General features: G+C 72.7%; 13 protein-coding genes. 2 read left to right on the top strand and 11 right to left on the bottom strand.

Annotation, left to right across the window (positions count from 1 at the left end; genetic code table 11):
• Positions 1 to 29: 29 nt before the first annotated feature.
• From ABD297_RS15405 to ABD297_RS15455, 11 genes are all read right to left on the bottom strand, one after another.
• Entirely contained in the window at positions 30 to 962 is a 933-nt protein-coding gene (locus ABD297_RS15405) for a double zinc ribbon and FHA domain-containing protein (protein ID WP_344255916.1), read from the bottom strand.
• A complete protein-coding gene (locus ABD297_RS15410; protein ID WP_344255917.1) occupies positions 959 to 2,248 on the bottom strand; it encodes a VWA domain-containing protein in 1,290 nt (429 codons plus the stop codon). Before ABD297_RS15410 ends, ABD297_RS15405 begins: the two co-directional genes overlap by 4 nt.
• The gene (locus ABD297_RS15415) at positions 2,241 to 3,614 is read right to left on the bottom strand and encodes a protein phosphatase 2C domain-containing protein (protein WP_344255918.1); all 1,374 of its coding nucleotides are present in this window, start codon (positions 3,612 to 3,614) and stop codon (positions 2,241 to 2,243) included. Before ABD297_RS15415 ends, ABD297_RS15410 begins: the two co-directional genes overlap by 8 nt.
• Entirely contained in the window at positions 3,611 to 6,154 is a 2,544-nt protein-coding gene (locus ABD297_RS15420) for a serine/threonine-protein kinase (protein WP_344255919.1), read from the bottom strand. Before ABD297_RS15420 ends, ABD297_RS15415 begins: the two co-directional genes overlap by 4 nt.
• Complete coding sequence (locus ABD297_RS15425; protein ID WP_344255920.1) at positions 6,151 to 7,419, bottom strand: hypothetical protein; 1,269 nt, start codon at positions 7,417 to 7,419, stop codon at positions 6,151 to 6,153. The genes ABD297_RS15420 and ABD297_RS15425 overlap by 4 nt, the downstream gene beginning before the upstream one ends.
• A 5-nt stretch (positions 7,420 to 7,424) precedes the next feature.
• Positions 7,425 to 8,426, bottom strand: coding sequence for a glutamate ABC transporter substrate-binding protein (locus tag ABD297_RS15430; RefSeq protein WP_344255921.1), 1,002 nt, complete (start codon positions 8,424 to 8,426; stop codon positions 7,425 to 7,427).
• Positions 8,423 to 9,760, bottom strand: coding sequence for a hypothetical protein (locus ABD297_RS15435; RefSeq protein ID WP_344255922.1), 1,338 nt, complete (start codon positions 9,758 to 9,760; stop codon positions 8,423 to 8,425). The genes ABD297_RS15430 and ABD297_RS15435 overlap by 4 nt, the downstream gene beginning before the upstream one ends.
• A complete protein-coding gene (locus tag ABD297_RS15440) occupies positions 9,757 to 11,394 on the bottom strand; it encodes an AAA family ATPase (RefSeq protein WP_344255923.1) in 1,638 nt (545 codons plus the stop codon). Before ABD297_RS15440 ends, ABD297_RS15435 begins: the two co-directional genes overlap by 4 nt.
• Before the next feature lie 13 nt (positions 11,395 to 11,407).
• Positions 11,408 to 12,001, bottom strand: a complete 594-nt coding sequence (locus ABD297_RS15445) for a hypothetical protein (protein WP_344255924.1) — start codon at positions 11,999 to 12,001, stop codon at positions 11,408 to 11,410.
• Between the two features lie 99 nt (positions 12,002 to 12,100).
• The gene (locus ABD297_RS15450) at positions 12,101 to 13,363 is read right to left on the bottom strand and encodes a toxic anion resistance protein (protein WP_344255925.1); all 1,263 of its coding nucleotides are present in this window, start codon (positions 13,361 to 13,363) and stop codon (positions 12,101 to 12,103) included.
• A 397-nt stretch (positions 13,364 to 13,760) separates the two neighbouring features.
• On the bottom strand, positions 13,761 to 14,540 hold the full coding sequence (locus ABD297_RS15455) for a dioxygenase family protein (protein WP_344255926.1): 780 nt from the start codon (positions 14,538 to 14,540) through the stop codon (positions 13,761 to 13,763).
• A gap of 173 nt (positions 14,541 to 14,713) precedes the next feature.
• Here ABD297_RS15455 and ABD297_RS15460 point away from each other — a divergent pair, with 173 nt between their 5' ends.
• Entirely contained in the window at positions 14,714 to 15,172 is a 459-nt protein-coding gene (locus tag ABD297_RS15460; protein WP_344255927.1) for a GyrI-like domain-containing protein, read from the top strand.
• Between the two features lie 156 nt (positions 15,173 to 15,328).
• Positions 15,329 to 18,097, top strand: a complete 2,769-nt coding sequence (topA, locus tag ABD297_RS15465; protein ID WP_344255928.1) for a type I DNA topoisomerase — start codon at positions 15,329 to 15,331, stop codon at positions 18,095 to 18,097.
• The last annotated feature ends 139 nt before the right edge of the window (positions 18,098 to 18,236 follow it).

Genomic DNA, 18,236 nt, shown 5'->3' on the forward strand with positions numbered 1-18,236 from the left:
GACGCCGAGGCCAGTCGAGAGGGGATCCGTCAGGCGTAGGCCTCGACCTCGTCGGGCGTGGCGCGTCGCACCACGACGCGGGTCCAGGCCCCGACGTACAGCCGGTCGTCGTCGCTGAGCTCGGTCTTGGGGCCGACCGCGATGGCCGTCACGGGCAGCGGTCCGGCCGCGGGCCCGACGAAGGTGCCGTTCGAGCTGCCGAGGTCCTCGACGAACCAGCGCGTGCCGTCGGTGGTCAGCTGGGCGTGCCGGCGGCTCACCCCGGGGTCGGAGGAGAGGTCGATCTCCGGCCGGGTGTTCTTGCTCGTGGAGACGCGCCCGAGCAGGACGCTGCGGTGGCGCAGCGGCATGATCGTCGGCAGCCCGGGCGACGGGCACGGGTCCTCGGCCTCCTGGGTCTGGTACCAGTCCGGGTCGACCCAGACCTCGGCCAGCCACTCGAACGACTCGGCTGCGCCGTCCGGTCCGGTCCCTCCCGCTGCCGCGGCGGCTCCTGCCGGAGCGCCGCCTGCTCCGGACGTGCCGGACGTGCCGGACGTGCCGGACGTGCCGGACGTGCCGGACGTGCCGGACGTGCCGGACGAGGGGCCGGGGACGGCCTCACCGTCAGGCTCGGTGTCCTCGAGGCCGCCCGGACCCGCGGCGGGGTCGCGCGGCATCGCGCCGGTCGTGAAGTCGTAGCCGCAGGCCTCGCAGAAGAGCGCGCCGTCGGGGTTCTCGGTCTTGCAGTTGGGGCACTCGAGCGCGGTGGGGGTGGGCGCTGCCTCCGCGGGGGCACCTGCAGCAGCGGACGGCATACCCGGTGCTTCGAGGTCGAGCGACGAACGGGACGACGACGCGCCTACCACCTCGCCGCCGGCGACAGCCGGCGCGGGCTGGGCGCTCGCGTCGATCGGGGAGCCGCAGGTGTCGCAGTAGTCCTCGGCCTCGGAGGTGTGGCCGTTGGGGCAGACGGCACTCATCGGCGCACCCGGCTCGTCTTCGTCGAGGCCGTGTCGAGCGACATCTCGTCGATCTTCGAGGCGCCCTTCTTGAGCCGGACGGTCCCGGTGTCGGCGTCGTCGATCTCGACGACCTTCTTCAGGCGCGTCGTCATCTCGTCGTTGCCCGTGGAGTCCGCGAGCTGCACGGCGCGGCCGAGCTTGGCGGTCGCGACGTCGTCCTGACCGGCGGCCTTGGCCGCGAGCCCCTCCTGGATGACCGTGGCGAGCTCGGCCTGCCCGGTGTAGGCGGCGACGGCGGGGTCGATGCGGGTGGTCAGGGAGTCGTCGTTGCTCCACTTGGCCTTGACGAGCGCCTGGGCGACCGGGTCCCCGCCGAGCGAGAACTGCACCCGCGCGGCGAGCTGCTCCTGGCCCAGCGTGCGGGCCGGGAGCCGGACGGCGACGTGGTAGTCCCGGCTCTCGTCGGACCACGCGCCGGTCGGGTAGGCGCCGGTGAGCGGGTTGACGACGGTCCGGCGCGAGGTGAGGTCCTCGAGGGTGGGCGAGACCTGCTTGACGAAGAGCAGCTCGGCCCCCTGCGGGACCCAGACGCGCAGCTCGGAGTTGGCGACGCCCCGCGACATCGACGCGCGCATCATGGCCTCGAACTCGGCGGCCATCTCCTCCGGCGCCGGGATGAGGTCGACGGTGCCGAGCAGGGCCGAGGCGATGCCGCGCACCTCGTCGACGCGCCACTGGTCACCGACGCCGCGGCAGTCGCACTGGAACGCTCCGACACAGCTCGCGACCGCGGCCTGGAGCGAGGCCTGGGTCTCGCCCTCGTTGACGCCGTCGGTGAGCAGGATCGCGTGGCGCTTGGTGACGTAGGGGACCGTCTCGAAGATCTGGCGGGCCAGGGTGAGCCACGTGCCCATGGCGGTGCCGCCGTTGGCGCGCAGCCCCTCGATGGCCCGGTTGGCCTCGCCCCGGGTGTGGGCCGACATCGGCACGAGCGCGCCCTGGTGGCTGTAGGGGTAGACGATCTGGGCGGTGCCGTTGCCGGAGACGATCGAGAAGAGCGTGCCGTCGACGATCTCGGCGAGGGCGGCCTTGGCTGCCTCGCCGGCAGCCTGGACGCCCCGGCGACCCATCGATCCGGAGGTGTCGATGAGGATGACCTCGGCGGCGGACCCGGGGTCGGCCAGGCCGGCCGAGGCGGTCGCCGCGGACGCACCGGTCGAGGTCACGCGCACGATGGCGTGGACGTCGGTGCCCCCGTCGGGCAGGAACTCGTTCTGGAACACCTCTGCGGTGAAGTCAGCCATCCGTCGGGTCCCCTTCCACCGGCGCCGCCGTTGCGGTCGCCTCGGTCGTCGTGCTCGATCCTCGCCCAGCCAGTCTGGCGAGGGCAACCGTGATGTTGTCGCGTCCACCCTGCTCGTTGGCGAAGTCGACGAGCGCCTGGGCCACGGTGGTGGGCGTGACGTCGTCGACGCGGGCCGCGGCGTCGCGCAGGAGCCCGCGCAGGGCCTCGGCCTCGGAGCAGTAGTTCCACAGCCCGTCGGAGCAGACCATGAGCCACCCTGGCGTCGCGGTGGCCGTGACGGTCGTCAGGTGCGGCGTGAGGTCGTCTGGGGCGTCGCGGCCCAGCCAGCGCGTGATCGAGTGCGCGTGGGGGCCGTTCTCGGCCTCGAGCCGCGGCACCCCGGCGGCCATCTGTTCCTGGGCGAACGAGTCGTCGCGTCCGAGCTGGGTCGCGGGCTGGTCGTCCGCGTCGGGCAGCCAGTACACGCGGCTGTCGCCGACGTTGCCGGCGACGATGACGTCGTCCTCGACGACCGCTGCGGCGAGGGTGCACGAGGGCGGGTTCGGGACGTCCTCGACCACCGCGGCCGCGACGGCCTCGTTGGCGCGGGCGACGGCGCTCGTCAGCGCCCGACCTGCGCCGGCGGCCCACGCGTCCGGCGTGCCGACTCCCTTGGGGAACGGCTGGTCGAGCACGGCGCGGGCGGCCTGGGCGGCGGCGAGCGAGGCGATGTGCGAGTCGGTCGCCATCGAGACGCCGTCGCAGACGACGAGGACGGCGCGCGAGCCGGGCCCGTCGGCGGCGCTGAGGGACATGGCGTCCTCGTTGCGCGCGTGCCTCCTGCCGATGTCGCAGACCCCGCCGACCCAGCTCGTCGGTGACTCGACGAGGTGGTCGCGCGGGTTGGGCGGGGGAGTGCCGCACTGGTCGCAGTAGCCGTCGACGATGCGGCCCTGCCCGCAGGCCTGACAGGTCGGCTCGTCGTCGTTGGCGGCGGATGGCACGGCGGCCGACGGCACGGCGCCGGTCCAGCCGACGTCGAGTGGCGACTCCTCGCCGGCCGGGGCGGTCTGCGGGGTCGCCGTGGCGAGCACCGCGCCGTCGGGGTCTGCGGCCGTGGACCCCGCGTCGGATCCCGAGGGGAACGGTGCTTGGGGCTGCCCGGAGGTCGCAGCAGCCGCCCGGGGAGCGACGACGAGGTCCGTGCCGCAGGCCTCGCAGAAGCTCGCCTCGACGGGGTTGGCCGTGCCGCAGGCCGGGCAGTCGCGTGACGCGGCCGGCGCTCCCGCTGCCTGACCGGACGCGGTCGGCGCCGTGGCGGCAGCGGGGTCGGCGGGTGTGACCGGAGCGGGCTGGGGCGCTCCCGTCGTGGGGGTGTCGGTCACCAGAGGCTCCAGGGTCGGATGGCGTTGGCCTCGTCGACGAGGGGGACGCGCTCGGACAGTTCGGGGGTTCGCTTGGCCAGCTCGCGCAGGGCCTCCTCGAGCCCGACGCGCAGGCCGTTGGGGGTGCCCTTGTGCTCGCCGAGGCGGACGTCGGCCTTGTTGCCGGTCTGCTCCACCGTCACGAGCGCCTCACGGTAGATGAGCGTCGTCAGCTCGGCCCGGCGCCGCGCCGACAGCGACGTGTCGTCGAGCGTGCGCAGGGCCTCGGCGAGGTCGGGCAGGCCGCGGTTGGCGCGGGCGAGCAGCTCGGCGAGTCCCGCTCGTGCCGTGCGGTAGGCGCTCGACTGCGGGGGGACGAGCCGGTATGCCGCGACGGCCCCGTCGACGTCCGAGCGCGCGGCCCGGATGCGGGCGAGTCCGAAGGCGGCCATCGGGACGTAGGTGGCGTCGGTGCGGGCGCAGGCCACGTAGAGGTTCTCGGCGACGGCGTCGTCGCCGGCCTGCTCCGAGGCCTGGGCGAGCGCCAGCTTGGGTGCCAGCTCGCCCGGGACCTGGCCGTAGACGGCGTTGAAGGCCGCCTGGGCGGAGCGCGAGTCGCCCCGCTCGAGCGCGGCGAGCCCCTGCACCCAGACGGCCCGCCACTCCCAGGGGTCGGCCTTGAGCAGCTCGACCGCGGTGGACTCGGCCACGTCGGGCTGGCCGGCGTCGAGGGCGGTGCGGGCCTGCTCGAGCAGCACCTCGGTCGTGCGCACGGCCGCCCGGGAGAGCACGCCGAGGCGCTCCTCAGGTGTGCCGGACACCGTCGTCAGCCAGCCGGTCTGCGGGTCGTGCGGGTCCCGGCGCAGGGCCGGCAGGTTGCGCCAGTCGTCGGGCTCGACGCCGGGGGTCGGCACGTCGAAGAGCAGCGAGCTGACCGTGGTGGTCGCTGCGCCGGAGCCCCGGTCGAGGGCCACGACCTCGCGCAGCACGCCGACCATCTGCGAGCGCAGCTCGTCGGCGGAGACGAAGCGGTCGTCGCGGTTGGGCGCGCAGGCCTTGGCGACGAGCCGGTAGAAGGAGTCATAGCGCTGGAAGACGGGCACGGTGTCCTGCGCCGGCAGGACGTTGAGGTAGGTCGTCTGGTAGCCGCGGAACTCCATCGTCAGCACGACCAGCGTGCGCCCGATCGTGTAGATGTCGGAGGCTGCGGAGACCCCGAGCTCGGCGACCTCGGGGGCCTGGTAGCCGACGGTGCCGAAGATCGCCGAGTCGTCGTCGTCGGCCCGGCGCACGCCGCCGAGGTCGATGAGCTTGACCTCGTCACCGACCTGGATGATGTTGTCGGGCTTGAAGTCGCAGTAGACGAGCCCGAGGTCGTGGAGGTACTGGAACGACGGCAGGATCTCGAGGATGTAGGCGAGGGCCTGGTCGACCGGCAGCGGGTCGTACTTCCCGGCCGCCTGGAGGCGCTGCTTGAGGATCGACTTGAGCGACGTGCCACCGACGTACTCCATGACGATGTAGCCGGCGTCGTCGTGGGTCACGAAGTTGTAGATCTCGACGATGCTCGGGTGCGACACCTGCGCGAGGAACCGCTGCTCGGCGATGGCCGCGGCGAGGGCGTCGGGGTCGGCCGAGTTGAGCAGGCCCTTGAGCACGACCCACCGGTCGGAGACGTTCTTGTCGCGGGCGAGGTAGATCCAGCCGAGGCCGCCGTGGGCGAGGCAGCCCGCCACCTCGTACTGCCCGGCGACGAGGTCGCCCGCCTTGAGCTTGGGGTCGAACGAGAACGGGTGGCGGCACTTGGCGCAGAAGCCGTTGGTGCGGCCGGGCTTGCCGTCCCGGCCGCGGCCCACGGGCTCGCCGCACTTGGGGCAGTAGCGCTTGTTCTCCGGGACCGACGGGTCCTTGAGGAGCGCCTTGGCGGCGTCGATCTCGGGGGCCGGACGCACCGTCGTGATGCCGCCTCCGAGACGTGCGGAGCGCAGGCGCTGGGAGCCTCCGGTGCGACGCGTCGCGATGGACCCCGACTCGCGGGCCCGCTTGGAGCCCAAGGCTGCCGACGCGAGGTTGCTCGAGGCCGCAGACCGGGTGGAGATCTCGGGGCCGACGCCTGCGGTGCCCCCGGAGCTCGCGCTGGCCGACGAGACGGCCGACGAGACGGCCGACGAGACCGCCGACGAGACCGCCGACGAGACCGCCGACGAGGCGGGCGCACCGGACGAGGCCGACGGGCTGGACGGGTCGGCGGGGGAGGCGTAGCCGGCGGCGCTCAGCTGGTCGGCCGGTGTGCCGCAGACGTTGCAGTAGCCGGACTCGATCGTGCCGCTGCACCCCGGCTGCTGGCAGGCGCCCCCCTCGGGGATGGCCGGACCGCCGGCGGCCGCGGGCCCGGACGCCCCGGACGCACCGGCGGAGGTGCCGCCGTGGTGACCCGTGGCGCTGGTGGCGCTGGTGGCGCCGGTGCCGACGGGCACCGGGTTGGACCCGGCGGCCATGCCGCACACGTCGCAGTAGCCGTCGATGATCGTTCCGGTGCAGCCCGGCTGCGTGCAGGTCATGGGCGTGGCCTCTGGGGTCGGGGTGCAGGAGTTCGGGATGCTGTGGGGCTCTGCGGGGGCGCGGTCGGTGGGCTCGCCGTCGGGCGTCCGGCGCGGGGCTGCGGGCGGGTGGCCGCGTCGACGTAGGCGGAGAAGGCGGCGGCCAGCGCGCGGGCGCGGGCGATCGGCAGGGGACGTGCGGAGAGCGTCGCGTCGAGCCGTCGCCGCAGCTCGGCCACGTCGTCGGCGACCTCGGGTGCCAGCACGACGGACCCTGCCATCGCTCCGACGGCGCCGACGAGACCGACGACCTCGTCGCGCTCGGCGAGCCCCGCGGCATACGTCTCGTGGGCGAGGTCGAGGGCGCGGGAGACCCTCTCGAGCTTGGCGCGGTATGCCGTGAGCTCGGCTGCCGCCTGCGGCACCGGTCCCAGCGCGCGGACGTTGGGGATGGCGAGGTGCGGTGCGGGGGTGATCGCCTCGACGCAGGCACGCTCGAGGGCGCGGATCGCGGCGGCCCGGGCGTCGAGCTCCTCGACCTGCTGCTGGGTGCGCACGCGGCTGCGGGCCGCCGAGGCGCGCTCGGCGGCGGCGACGATGAGGTCGCGCTCGAGCACGGCGACGTCGATCTCGAGCGGGCCGATGATGCCGCCGACGTCGGCGCCGCGGCGGGCGCGCTCGACGAGGTCGTCCATGCGACGGCCGAGCCGCATGAGCTTCTCCTCGGCGTCGTCGCGCTGGGCGCCGGCCGGGACGAGCGGGACCTGGTCGCGCGTGCGCTCGATCCCCGCGCGGACCAGGGTGATCCGCTGGGTCGCCTCGGCGGCGCCGGGAGCGAGCGAGGCCCGCGCCTGGAGGGTCCGGGTGAGCGAGTCGAGCAGCCGGCACGCCTCCGGGAGGCTGACGGCGAGCGACCCGCTGGACGGCAGCGACAGGTGCTCGGTGGTGTTGGAGTCGAGCCGTCCGTGGATGAGGGTCGAGAGGCGCTCGGCCTCGACGGGACCGACGCGGCCGCCGTCGAACGTCGTCTCGAGCAGGGTCAGCCGGTCGCTCACCGCCTTCCAGAAGGTCAGTGCCACGGTGAGGTCGTTGGTGATCGCGACCTGCTCGGCCTGCGAGAGCTTGAGCACGGCCCGGTCGACCTCGCCGAGGTCGGCGCGGCGCTGGGCGACCCACTGGCGCAGGGCGAAGAGGTAGGTCTGTGCCTCGGCCGCCTGGACCGGCACGCCGAGGCGGCCGGGCGCCGTCGGTGCTGCGGTGCCCGGGTCCGGCTGGCTCTGCGGCACGGCTGTCATCGTCCGTAGACCGGTGTCGGGGGCGCCGGGGCGGGCCCGAGCGGTCCTGCCAGCCAGCGGTTGTAGATCGCCTTCCACTGTCCGTCCGCCTCGAGGTCGGCGATGACGCGGTTGACGTAGCGGGCGAGGTAGGTGTCGGCCTTGTTCAGGCCCAGGCCGTAGGGCTCGACGGTGACGGCCTTGGCGCTGGTGATGAGGGTGTTGGGGTCCTGCGCCGCGAGGCCGGCCAGCACCGTGTCGTCACCGGTGATGGCGTCGGCCTTGCCCTGCTGGAGCAGCACGAGGCAGCCGGTGTGGGTCGCGGCGGTGACGACGACCGGACCCTGCACCTGCTGGAGCTTGGTCAGCGACGTCGTCCCGGCGGGGGCGCAGACCCGCTTGCCCTTGAGCTCGGGCAGTCCCCAGGAGCCGGCGTTCTTGTCGTCGGTGAGCAGGCTCTTGGAGATGAGGACCTTCTGACCGGAGCGGTAGTACTCGGCGGAGAAGGCGATGTCGTTCCAGCGGCCGCACGTCATCGACATGTTGCGCGCCACCATGTCGACCTCTCGGTCCTTGAGCAGCGGGATGCGGTCGCCGGCAGTGATGACGCGCAGCTGGATCTTGTTCGGATCACCGAAGATCGCCTTGGCGACGGCGCGCGACATGTCGATGTCGAAGCCCTCGATGCCGCCGGTGAAGGCGTTGCGGGCCCCGAAGAGGTAGGTGTCGGCCGACACCCCGACGACGAGGTAGCCGCGCTTGATGATGCTGTCGCGCATCGTCGGGTCGGTGATCTGGTCGCGGCTCGGCAGGCTGGGGAGCGGGTCGTAGGACTGCGTGGCGTTGGTGCACGTCGGCGCCGCGACGGCGGGTGCACTGCTCGACGGCTTCGGCGCTGCGGTCGTGGGCAGCTCGGTCTCGGCGTAGGTCACGCCGGAGCACCCGGCGAGGGCGCCCAGTCCGGCCACGGCCACCAGCGTGGAGAGGCGACGGCGCAGCGCCGTGGTCAGCGCGCTCATCGGTACTCCTCGATCCGCTGGCCGATACCTCGGGTGATGAGCCACGACGCGACGAGCGCCGCGAGGGCGACGACGACCGCGATGAGCGGCGCGCTGCCCCCGAGCCCGTTGAGGCTCGTCACGGTGGCCTTGGCGGCATCGTCGCGGGCCTGGGTGACGGCGACGTCGAAGTCGTCGAAGGTCTTGGCGGCGCCGGCTGAGGCCCCGCTCGTCGACAGCTTGACCGCCTCGTCCCAGCGTCCACCGTCGTCGAGCTGACGGACCTTGACGTGCGCGTCGACGTAGGCGCCCCAGAGGGAGGTCAGCCGCGCGGAGCTCTCGAGACGCGCGAGGTCGGTGTCGACGGCCGACTTGTCGGTCTTCCACGACGTCTCGTTGGCCTGACCGGAGCCCCGCTTGATGAGGGTGAGGCTCTCGTTGGCGCGGGCGTCGTTGGCGGCGGTCGTGATGTCGGCGAGCGTGACCGCGCTCTGGAAGTCGCCGCGGGCGACGTCGCGCGTCGCGGTGCCGATGCCGGTGATGGTGGTCGCCGTGACGAAGAGGGCGACGAGGAGCAGGGCGATCGCGCCCGTCAGGGAGGCGTTGAGGTAGCGGTGCGTGCGGCGGGCGAGCCAGACCGCGATGGCGACGAGACCGATGAGCGACACGACGCCGACGAGCAGCTGCAGGCTCGAGTTGCTCCGGTCGAACTCCTTCTGCGAGCGCTGCTCGTTGGCCTTGACCACCTGCACGACGATGGGGATCGCGTCGGCACGCAGCCCGGCGCTCGCCTGGGTGAGGTACTGCGCGCCCACCGGCAGGCCGAGGCGGTTGTTGGAGCGTGCCTGCTCGACGAGGGCGGCATACGTCTGCACGCGCTCGGAGAGCGCGCCGAGCGCGGTGCCGTCGGCCGGCTGGGCCGCGGCGGCCCTGGCGATGCCGGACGCGACGCGGGCCATGGCGCCCTCGTACCTCGCGCGGGAGTCGGGGGACTCGAGCCCCCCGACGAGGAAGGCGTTGGTGGCGACGGCGTCGGCCCGGAGGAGGTCGACGTGGATCGACTGCGCGCGCACCACCTGGGCGGTGTTGTTGGCGGCCCGCTCGACGGCGGCCTGGGAGGCGAGCAGCGCGTTGGCGCTGACGGCCCCGAGCAGCACGGCGGCGATGACGCCCAGCAGCCCGAAGAGGCGCATGCGACCCGGGGTGCCGTGCAGCAGCCGTCCGGCGATGCCGCGTGCTCCGGGGACGCCACCGGACAGGCTCCCCGCGATGGTCCGCGGCTGCTGGGCAGCAGGCGTGCCGGACGAGCCGCCCGCCGGGATGGCGACGGGGATGTTCGTCGTCGGTGCGCTCATGGGGTGTCCTCGTGCTCGTTCCCGTGGCCGTCGGGCTGCCGGTCCTGCTCGTCGTGCTCGTCGTGCTCGTCCGAGACTGCCCCATCGGTGCCGGTCGGACCATCAGGGTCTGCCCTGACCGCCGCCGGATCCTCGGGCTGCTCGGGGGACTGCTCGGGGGACTCCCCCGGCTCGTCGGGCTGCTCGGTGAAGTCGTCTGCGGTGAGTAGACGCAGCTCGTCGCGTGTCGGCTCCGTCGCGTCCTTGAGGCGCCACGCGTGCCGGCCGACGGCGTGCTCGAAGAGGTTGCGCGAGAAGCGGCCGTTGCCGAAGGCCGGGGTGCGCGGCGTCGCCTCGAGCTGGTGGCGCACCCGGGTGCGCGCCTCACCCGTCACCTCGTAGTCGCTGCCCCCGGCGATGGAGTCGAGGATCGCGAGCAGCTCGTCGTCGGAGTAGTCGTCGAACTCGATCGTCGTCGTGAACCGGCTCGCGAGGCCCGGGTTCTGGGCGATGAAGCCGACCATCGGGTCGGGGTAGCCGGCCACGATGACGACGAGGTCCTCGCGGCGGTCCTCCATCTCCTTGACGAGGGTGTTGACCGCCTCCTGGGCGTACTGGTCGCCGGTCAGGGCGTAGGCCTCGTCGATGAAGAGCACGCCACCGGTCGCCTTGGCGCAGACCTCGGCGGTCTTCATCGCGGTCTGGCCGACGTAGCCGGCGACGAGCTCGCTGCGGTCGACCTCGACGAGCTGGCCGGTGGGCAGCAGGCCGAGCGCCTTGTAGATGCCGCCGACGAGCCGGGCCACCGTCGTCTTCCCCGTGCCCGGGTTGCCGACGAAGATGAGGTGGCGGCTCATCTTCGGTGCCTTCAGCCCCGCCTCGGTGCGCATCTTCTCGACGGTGAGCAGGGCCACCTGCCGGTGGATCTCCTTCTTCACCCGCGCCAGCCCGATCATCTGGTCGAGCTCGGCGAGCAGCTCCTCGACGGAGCGCTCCGGCTCGGCCGGCTTGTCGGGCGCCGGGGTGGGCTCGGCCGGGGCGGCGGTCGCGGTCGCGCCGCCCACCGTGCCATCGGCCGGGCTGCCCTGTGCGGCAGGCGGATCCACGAGCCTCGGGTCGACGAGTCGAGGGTCCATCGGGCCGGGGATGCTCGGCCGCATCGTGTCCGGTGACCCCAATCCCAGTCTCGGTATGCCGGCCGGGCCGATCCCGGGGAACGCCCCCACCCCGTGCGTGGGCATCCGGGCCGCCGCGAGGTAGGCGCCCGACGCGGCCGACGCGTTGGCGATGACCCAGATCGGCGCCGTGCCGAGCATGACGGCGGAGGAGGCGACCTCCGTCAGCGCCTCCGCGTAGTCCTCGGCGAGCGAGTGCTGCGCGCCGACCAGCGCCTCGAGCAGCTCGGTCGGGGCCCCGCGCCAGCGCCGTCCGCTTGATGCCGCCTCGAAGAAGGCCTCGTTGATGGAGGCCGCGTCGGTCAGCCCGGGGTGCGCGACCTCGGCCCACGCAGGCGCCGCCCCCGGCACCGCCTCGGCGAGCGCCGCCGCCACCCGCAGCCCCTCGTCGCGGGCTGCCGCCGGGTCGAGCCCGGCCTCGGCCGCGACGTCGCTCAGCTGCTCCAGGCTCTCGGCCAGGCGCGACTCCTCAGTGGTCATGCGGCGGGCTTCCTCACTGTGGCGGGGCCAGGGGGCCGGGTGCAGGCGGGGCCAGGGGCCCGGGCGCCAGGGACGGGTCGGGAGGCGGGGCCACCTGCACGGGATCGGGCCCGAGCCCGAGCGCACCCCCGGTCGAGGCCTGCCCGAACTTCTGCTCGAGGAACGCCCCGTGCACGATGATCGCCTCGGCGTCGGCACGGCATACGGCGTCGTAGACCTTGTCCATCGTCGTGCCGAGCAGGTCGAGCTGGTCGACGAGGAGCATGACCGAGCTCTTCCCGGCGGCGATGGGACGGGTGTCGGCCCAGTCACGCGGCAGACGCAGGTAGTTGCCGATGGCGACCGGCAGGTAGTCGGTGGCCGTCGCCATGACGCTGTAGCCCTGGGCGCTGCCGAGCCCGAGGTTGTCGAGGCGCGGCAGGGTCTGGCGCACGATCCGGGTGACCCGCAGCAGCCGGGAGAGCACGACACCGGGCACCTTGCCCTCGCGGGCCTGCAGCTCGATGGCGTCGAGCGCCCCGACCAGCTGCTCGGTGGTCGGTGGTCCCGAGCGCACCGGCTCGGCTGCCTCGGGCCGGTCCAACCCGAACCACGACCGGATTCCCACTGCGTTGTTCTCCTCTGGTGTGTCGTGCGTGGCCGTCGACCGGCCACGCACGTCCTGCTCGAGCTCCGGGGAGCCGTCGGCCTCAGGCGCCGGTGGGCGTCACCGGCTCGAGCCGAGGTCGAGCAGGCCCGGAGCGGCGTTCTCGGCCCGGCGCGCGTCCTGCTTGGCGACGCGGTCGAGGTAGGAGCGCGACTTGGCGACCTCGGTCTCGAGCGTCCCGATCGTCGCGGCCATGTTGTCGAGCGCGCGGACCTTGAACTGGTCGATGGTGTCCATGGTCTCGTAGATGTTGGCGAACGCCTTCTGCAGCGACTCGATCGAGAGCGTCGCGCTGGCCGACTGCTCCTGGATGCGCGCCGAGTTCTGCTTCAGGGCCTCGGACGTGCGCTCGATGATGCCGGAGGTCGTCGTGTTGAGGGCCGTGATCTGGTCGAGCACGAGCTGCTGGTTGTTCAGGGCCTGGGCCACGATGACGGCGGTGCGCAGCGCCGAGACGGTCGTCGTGGTGGCGCGGTCGACGCCCTTGATGAGCTCGATGTTGTTCTTGATGATGATGTCGATGGCGAGGTAGTTCTGGATCGACACCGCGAGCTGGGTCAGCAGGTCCTGGTGCTTCTGGCGCACGTAGAAGAGGACGTCCTCGCGCAGGGCCTTGGCCTTGTCGGGGTCGGTGGCCTCGAGGGTCGCGACCTGTGCGGCCAGCCGGGTGTCGAGCCGCTCGGCGACGTAGACGTACTGGTTGAGCCGGCCCATCGACTCCCAGAGGTTCTTCTTCTCGAGGTTGAGCGCGACGTTGTCCTTGACGAGCTCGTCCTGGCCGGACTGGAGCGCGTGCAGGACGCCGTTGAGGTGGCTCTGGGCCGACTGGTACTTGCGGAAGTAGTCGGTGACCTTGTCGCCGAACGGGATCATGCCGAGGAACTTCTTGGCGCCGGTGGCCTGGCCGGGGTCGAGGTCCTCGACGGTGCGGCGCAGGTCGAGCAGGGTCTTGCCGACCTTGGAGTTGCCCGACAGGCCGCCCTCGTTGAGCGCCTTGACCGGCATCTGGAGCATGCGGTTGCTGCTCTCGGCGGCGAAGCGCACCTCGTCGTTGCCCATGCTGCGCACGTCGGCGGCCTTGGTCTCCCACTCGGGGGAGCGGGCCGCGGCCTTGCCGAGCGACTCGAGGTAGGTCTCGACCTTGGCGTCGAGGCCGGGCAGGGCCGCCTCGGGGACGGCGGGGGCCATCTTGGGGGCGGCCGTCTCGGCGACGGGAGCGGTCGGGGCCGGGGCGGTGAGGATGAAGGCCTCGCCGGGCGGCGGCTCGAGGGGGGCGACCTGGGCGGACGCGGCGGTCGCCTGCTGGGCGGGCTGGTCAGTCATGTGGAGCGGGTCCTTCCCTCGCGTGCCGGCCGCGTCGGCGACGCGACCGAAGTCCCTCACCCGTCGAGCACGAGCCCGCTGCAGAGGTCGTGCGAGGCGCACCCTGAGGTGCACGACACACGCCTGCGGCGCACTCGTCGGGCGTACGGCCACTCTACGTGCCGTGCGCCTGCGACGGGCGGGTGAACGGGTGGGTTCCGTGGCCCTTCGGACCGGACTCCGGGCACCTCCGGGCACGTCCGAAACTGCCCGGGGAGGGAGCGACCGCGGCTCGGAGTCAGGGGAGGTTCCGAGCCGCGGCCGCGATCGTGGGGCCCCACAACCAGTCGAACGGGTGGGGTTACCCGCGGGTTCCCCCGGTCCGGCGCGCAGTGGTGGGACCCCCGGCGGTCGCGACTCAGCCGAACTGCCAGGACCGCTTGCTCAGGCCGAACCAGAAGCCGTCGATGACGCTCTTGTTGTCGAGCCCCCCCGACTCGTAGGCCGCGCCGAGCGTGACGAAGAGCGGCGCGAAGTGCTCGGTGCGCGGGTGCGCCTCGTGGGCGGCGGGCGCCTTGTCGAGGAAGTCGAGCAGGCTGTCGACGTCCTGGGCCTTCATGGCCTCCTGGGCCCACTGGTCGAACTCGGCGCTCGCCCGCGGCGGGGTGCCGTCGGCGCCGCCGGCCGGGTTGAACCAGCGCAGGTTGTGGGTGGTGAAGCCGGAGCCGACGATCATCGTCCCCTGCTCACGCAGTGGGGCGAGGCGTCGGCCGATCTCGAAGAGGCCGCGCGGGTCGAGCGTCGGCATCGACATCTGGAGCACCGGCACGTCCGCGTCGGGGAACATCTCCTTGAGCGGCACGTACGCGCCGTGGTCGAGACCGCGGGCCTCGTCGCGGTGGACCTGGTGGCCGGGCCAGGTGAGCAGCTTCGTCACGTCTTCGGCGAGGGACGGTGCGGCGGGTGCGTCGTAGGTGACCTCGTAGTACTTCTGCGGGAAGCCCCAGAAGTCGTAGGTCAGCGGGGCGCCGGTGGTCGAGCCGAGCGTCGTCGGCGCGTCCTCCCAGTGCGCGGAGACCATGAGGACGTCCTTGGGCTTGGGCAGGTCCGCGGACCAGCCGGCGAGCTCGCCCGTCCAGCGCACGTCGTCGGCGAGGGGCGGTGCGCCGTGGCTGAGGTAGAGGACGGGGGCGGACATGGCGGTTCCTTCCAAGTTTGTTGAACAATAAACTATCAGAGGAACGTAGATCTGGTGGCCATCATTCCCGAGGTCGTATGCCGTCGGGTGGCTTCCCCGAAGGAGCCTCGTTCCGCTCCCGGAGGGCCCTTCGGCCCTGTCGACGCCGAGGGCGACGGGGAGACGCTGGGTCGATGAACGAGATCCGCACCGTCGAGACCACTGAGCAGCCGACCGCCGTTCTGCGCGCCACGGTGCCGATGGACGAGCTGCCGGCCTTCTTCGCCCGGGCCTTCGCCGCCGCGGCGGCGACGATCGGGCAGCAGGGGCAGTTCCCCGTCGGCCCACCGTTCGGGCTCTACCGGGGCATGCCCACCACGGTCGTCGACGTCGAGGCCGGTTTCCCCGTGACGACGCCGGTCGAGGCCTCCGGCGAGGTCGTGCCGAGCACGCTGCCGGGCGGCCGCGTCGTCGAGGCCGTGCACGTCGGGCCCTACGACACCATGGGCGAGACCTACGGCCAGGTCGAGCAGTGGATGGTCGGTCAGCGGCTCGTGCCGGGCCCCGTCGTGTGGGAGAGCTACCTCCGCGACCCCGAGCACGAGCCCGACCCCGCCACCTGGCGCACCGTCATCCACTGGTCGCTCGCCTGAGGGCGCCCGCCCGGCGTCCCGGGCGACACGGCATACGTCCTCCCCACCGGATGCCGGGAGACCGCACCCGGCGCGGGCTGTTACGGTCGGTCCGCGTCCACGTCGGGGCAGCGACGAATCCGCTGCACGTGAGATGCGGGAAGTTGAAGGTGCACCATGGCCGCAGGCAAGGGCCGCAAGCTCGTCATCGTGGAGTCGCCCGCCAAGGCGAAGACCATCGCCGGCTACCTCGGAGGGGACTTCGAGGTCGAGGCCTCCGTCGGTCACATCCGTGACCTGCCCAACCCGTCCGAGCTGCCGGCGGACATGAAGAAGGGCCCGTTCGGCAAGTTCGCCGTCGACGTCGACAACGGCTTCGAGCCGTACTACGTCGTCGACCCGGACAAGAAGAAGAAGGTCGCCGAGCTCAAGCGGCTGCTCAAGGACGCCAGCGAGCTCTACCTCGCCACCGATGAGGACCGCGAGGGCGAGGCCATCGCGTGGCACCTTCTCGAGGCGCTCAAGCCGCGGGTTCCCGTCAAGCGCATGGTGTTCCACGAGATCACCCGCGAGGCGATCCAGCGCGCCGTCAACGACACCCGCGAGATCGACACCGCGATGGTCGACGCCCAGGAGACCCGCCGCATCCTCGACCGCCTCTACGGCTACGAGGTCAGCCCGGTCCTGTGGCGCAAGGTCCGCCAGGGCCTCTCGGCCGGCCGCGTGCAGTCCGTCGCGACCCGCATGGTCGTCGAACGCGAGCGCGAGCGCATGGCGTTCGTCCGCTCCTCCTACTGGGACATCGAGGGCGACTTCACCCCCGACAGTGCGAGCCAGCAGTTCACCGCCCGCCTGTCGTCCGTCGACGGCACGCGCGTGGCCACTGGCCGCGACTTCGCCGACGACGGCCGCCTGACCGGCAAGGGCGTCGTCCACCTCGACGAGGCGCTCGCGACCCGGATCGCCGAGGCGTGCCTGCCGCTCACGGCGCGCGTCACCGACGTCCAGGAGAAGCCGTACACCCGCCGCCCGTCGGCGCCGTTCACGACCTCGACCCTCCAGCAGGAGGCGTCGCGCAAGCTGCGGATGAGCAGCAAGAACGCGATGCGCGTGGCGCAGCGGCTCTACGAGAACGGCTACATCACCTACATGCGTACCGACAGCACGACGCTGTCGGACGCCGCGATGACCGCGGCGCGCAGCCAGGCCCGCGACATGTACGGCGCCGAGTACGTCCCGGACAGCCCGCGCCGCTACGAGAAGAAGGTCAAGAACGCGCAGGAGGCCCACGAGGCCATCCGCCCCGCCGGTGACCGCTTCCGCAGCCCGGCCCAGGTCGCGGGGTCGCTGCGCGGCGAGGAGTTCGCGCTCTACGAGCTGATCTGGAAGCGCACCGTCGCCTCGCAGATGGCCGACGCCCGCGGCTCGACCGCCACCGTCAAGCTCGCCGTCGACACCGCCATCGAGGGCGCCCAGTCCGTCGAGTTCAGCGCCAGCGGCACCGTCATCACCTTCAAGGGCTTCCTCGCCGCCTACGAGGAGGGCCGCGACGACGAGGCCGCCGCGAAGGCCGACGCGGCCGCCGAGGAGCGCCGCCTGCCGAAGCTGAGCGCCGGCGTCCCGCTCGAGGTCGTGCGCGCCGAGGCCGACGGCCATGAGACGAGCCCGCCCGCCCGCTACACCGAGGCCACGCTCGTCAAGGCCATGGAGGAGCGCGGCATCGGCCGGCCCTCCACGTATGCCGCGACGATCGGCACGATCCAGGACCGCGGCTACGTCTTCAACAAGGGCCAGGCGCTCGTGCCCACGTGGCTGGCCTTCGCCGTGACCCGCCTGCTCGAGGAGCACTTCGGCAACCTCGTCGACTACGAGTTCACCGCCTCGATGGAGGAGGACCTCGACCGCATCGCCAACGGCGACGAGGGCCGTGTCGAGTGGCTGAAGCGCTTCTACTTCGGCGAGGAGGCGACCTCGGCCGCCGGGCTGCGCAGCCTCGTCGAGGACCTCGGCGAGATCGACGCCAAGGAGATCAGCACCATCCCGATCGGCGACGGCATCGTCGTGCGCGTCGGCCGCTACGGCCCCTACGTCGAGGAGGTCGTGCCGGCCGGAGTCGACCTCGCGACGGGCGAGGTCGCCGACGGCGCCGAGGTCCCGGCCAACCCGCGCCGCGCGACGATCACCGACGACATCGCCCCGGACGAGATGACCCCCGAGATGGCGCGCGAGCTGCTCGAGGTCGCCGCCGACGACGGCAAGGTGCTCGGCAAGGACCCCGAGACCGGTCGCGACATCGTCGCCCGCGCCGGCCGCTACGGCCCCTACGTCACCGAGGTCATCGAGGACGACGACGCCGCGGCCGACAGGCCCAAGGCCAAGAAGGCTGCGAAGGTCAAGCCGCGCACCGCGTCGCTCTTCAAGGACATGGAGCTCGCGACGCTGACGATCGACGACGCGCTCAAGCTGCTCTCGCTGCCGCGCGTCGTGGGCGCCGACGCCGAGGGCGTCGAGATCACCGCGCAGAACGGCCGCTACGGCCCGTACCTCAAGAAGGGCACGGACTCGCGCTCGCTCACGACCGAGCAGCAGCTCTTCGACATCACGCTCGAGGAGGCGCTCGCGATCTACGCGCAGCCCAAGCAGCGTGGCCGGGCCGCCGCCACCCCGCCGCTCAAGGAGCTCGGCGCCGACCCGGTCAGCGGCAAGCCCGTCGTCGTCAAGGACGGCCGCTTCGGTCCCTACGTCACCGACGGCGAGACCAACGCGACGCTGCGCAAGGACGACGACCCCGCCTCGATCACCCCGGAGCGCGGCTACGAGCTGCTCGCCGAGAAGCGCGCCAAGGGCCCGACGACCCGCAAGCGCGCCGTGAAGAACACGGCGAAGAAGACCGCGAAGAAGACGACCACGCGCACGACGAAGAAGGCCGCCACCAAGAAGGCCTGACGCTCGACGTGGTGTGACGTCGTGACGCCTGGGACGCGGCGGCCACTCGACTCTCGAGTGGCCGCCCCGTCCCACGTCCCTGCCATCAAGTGGCCCATTGCGTATGCCGGGTGCTGGCCCTCCCGGCGCAGCCGCCGTC

Source organism: Terrabacter carboxydivorans (assembly GCF_039532035.1).
GTDB lineage: Bacteria > Actinomycetota > Actinomycetes > Actinomycetales > Dermatophilaceae > Terrabacter > Terrabacter carboxydivorans.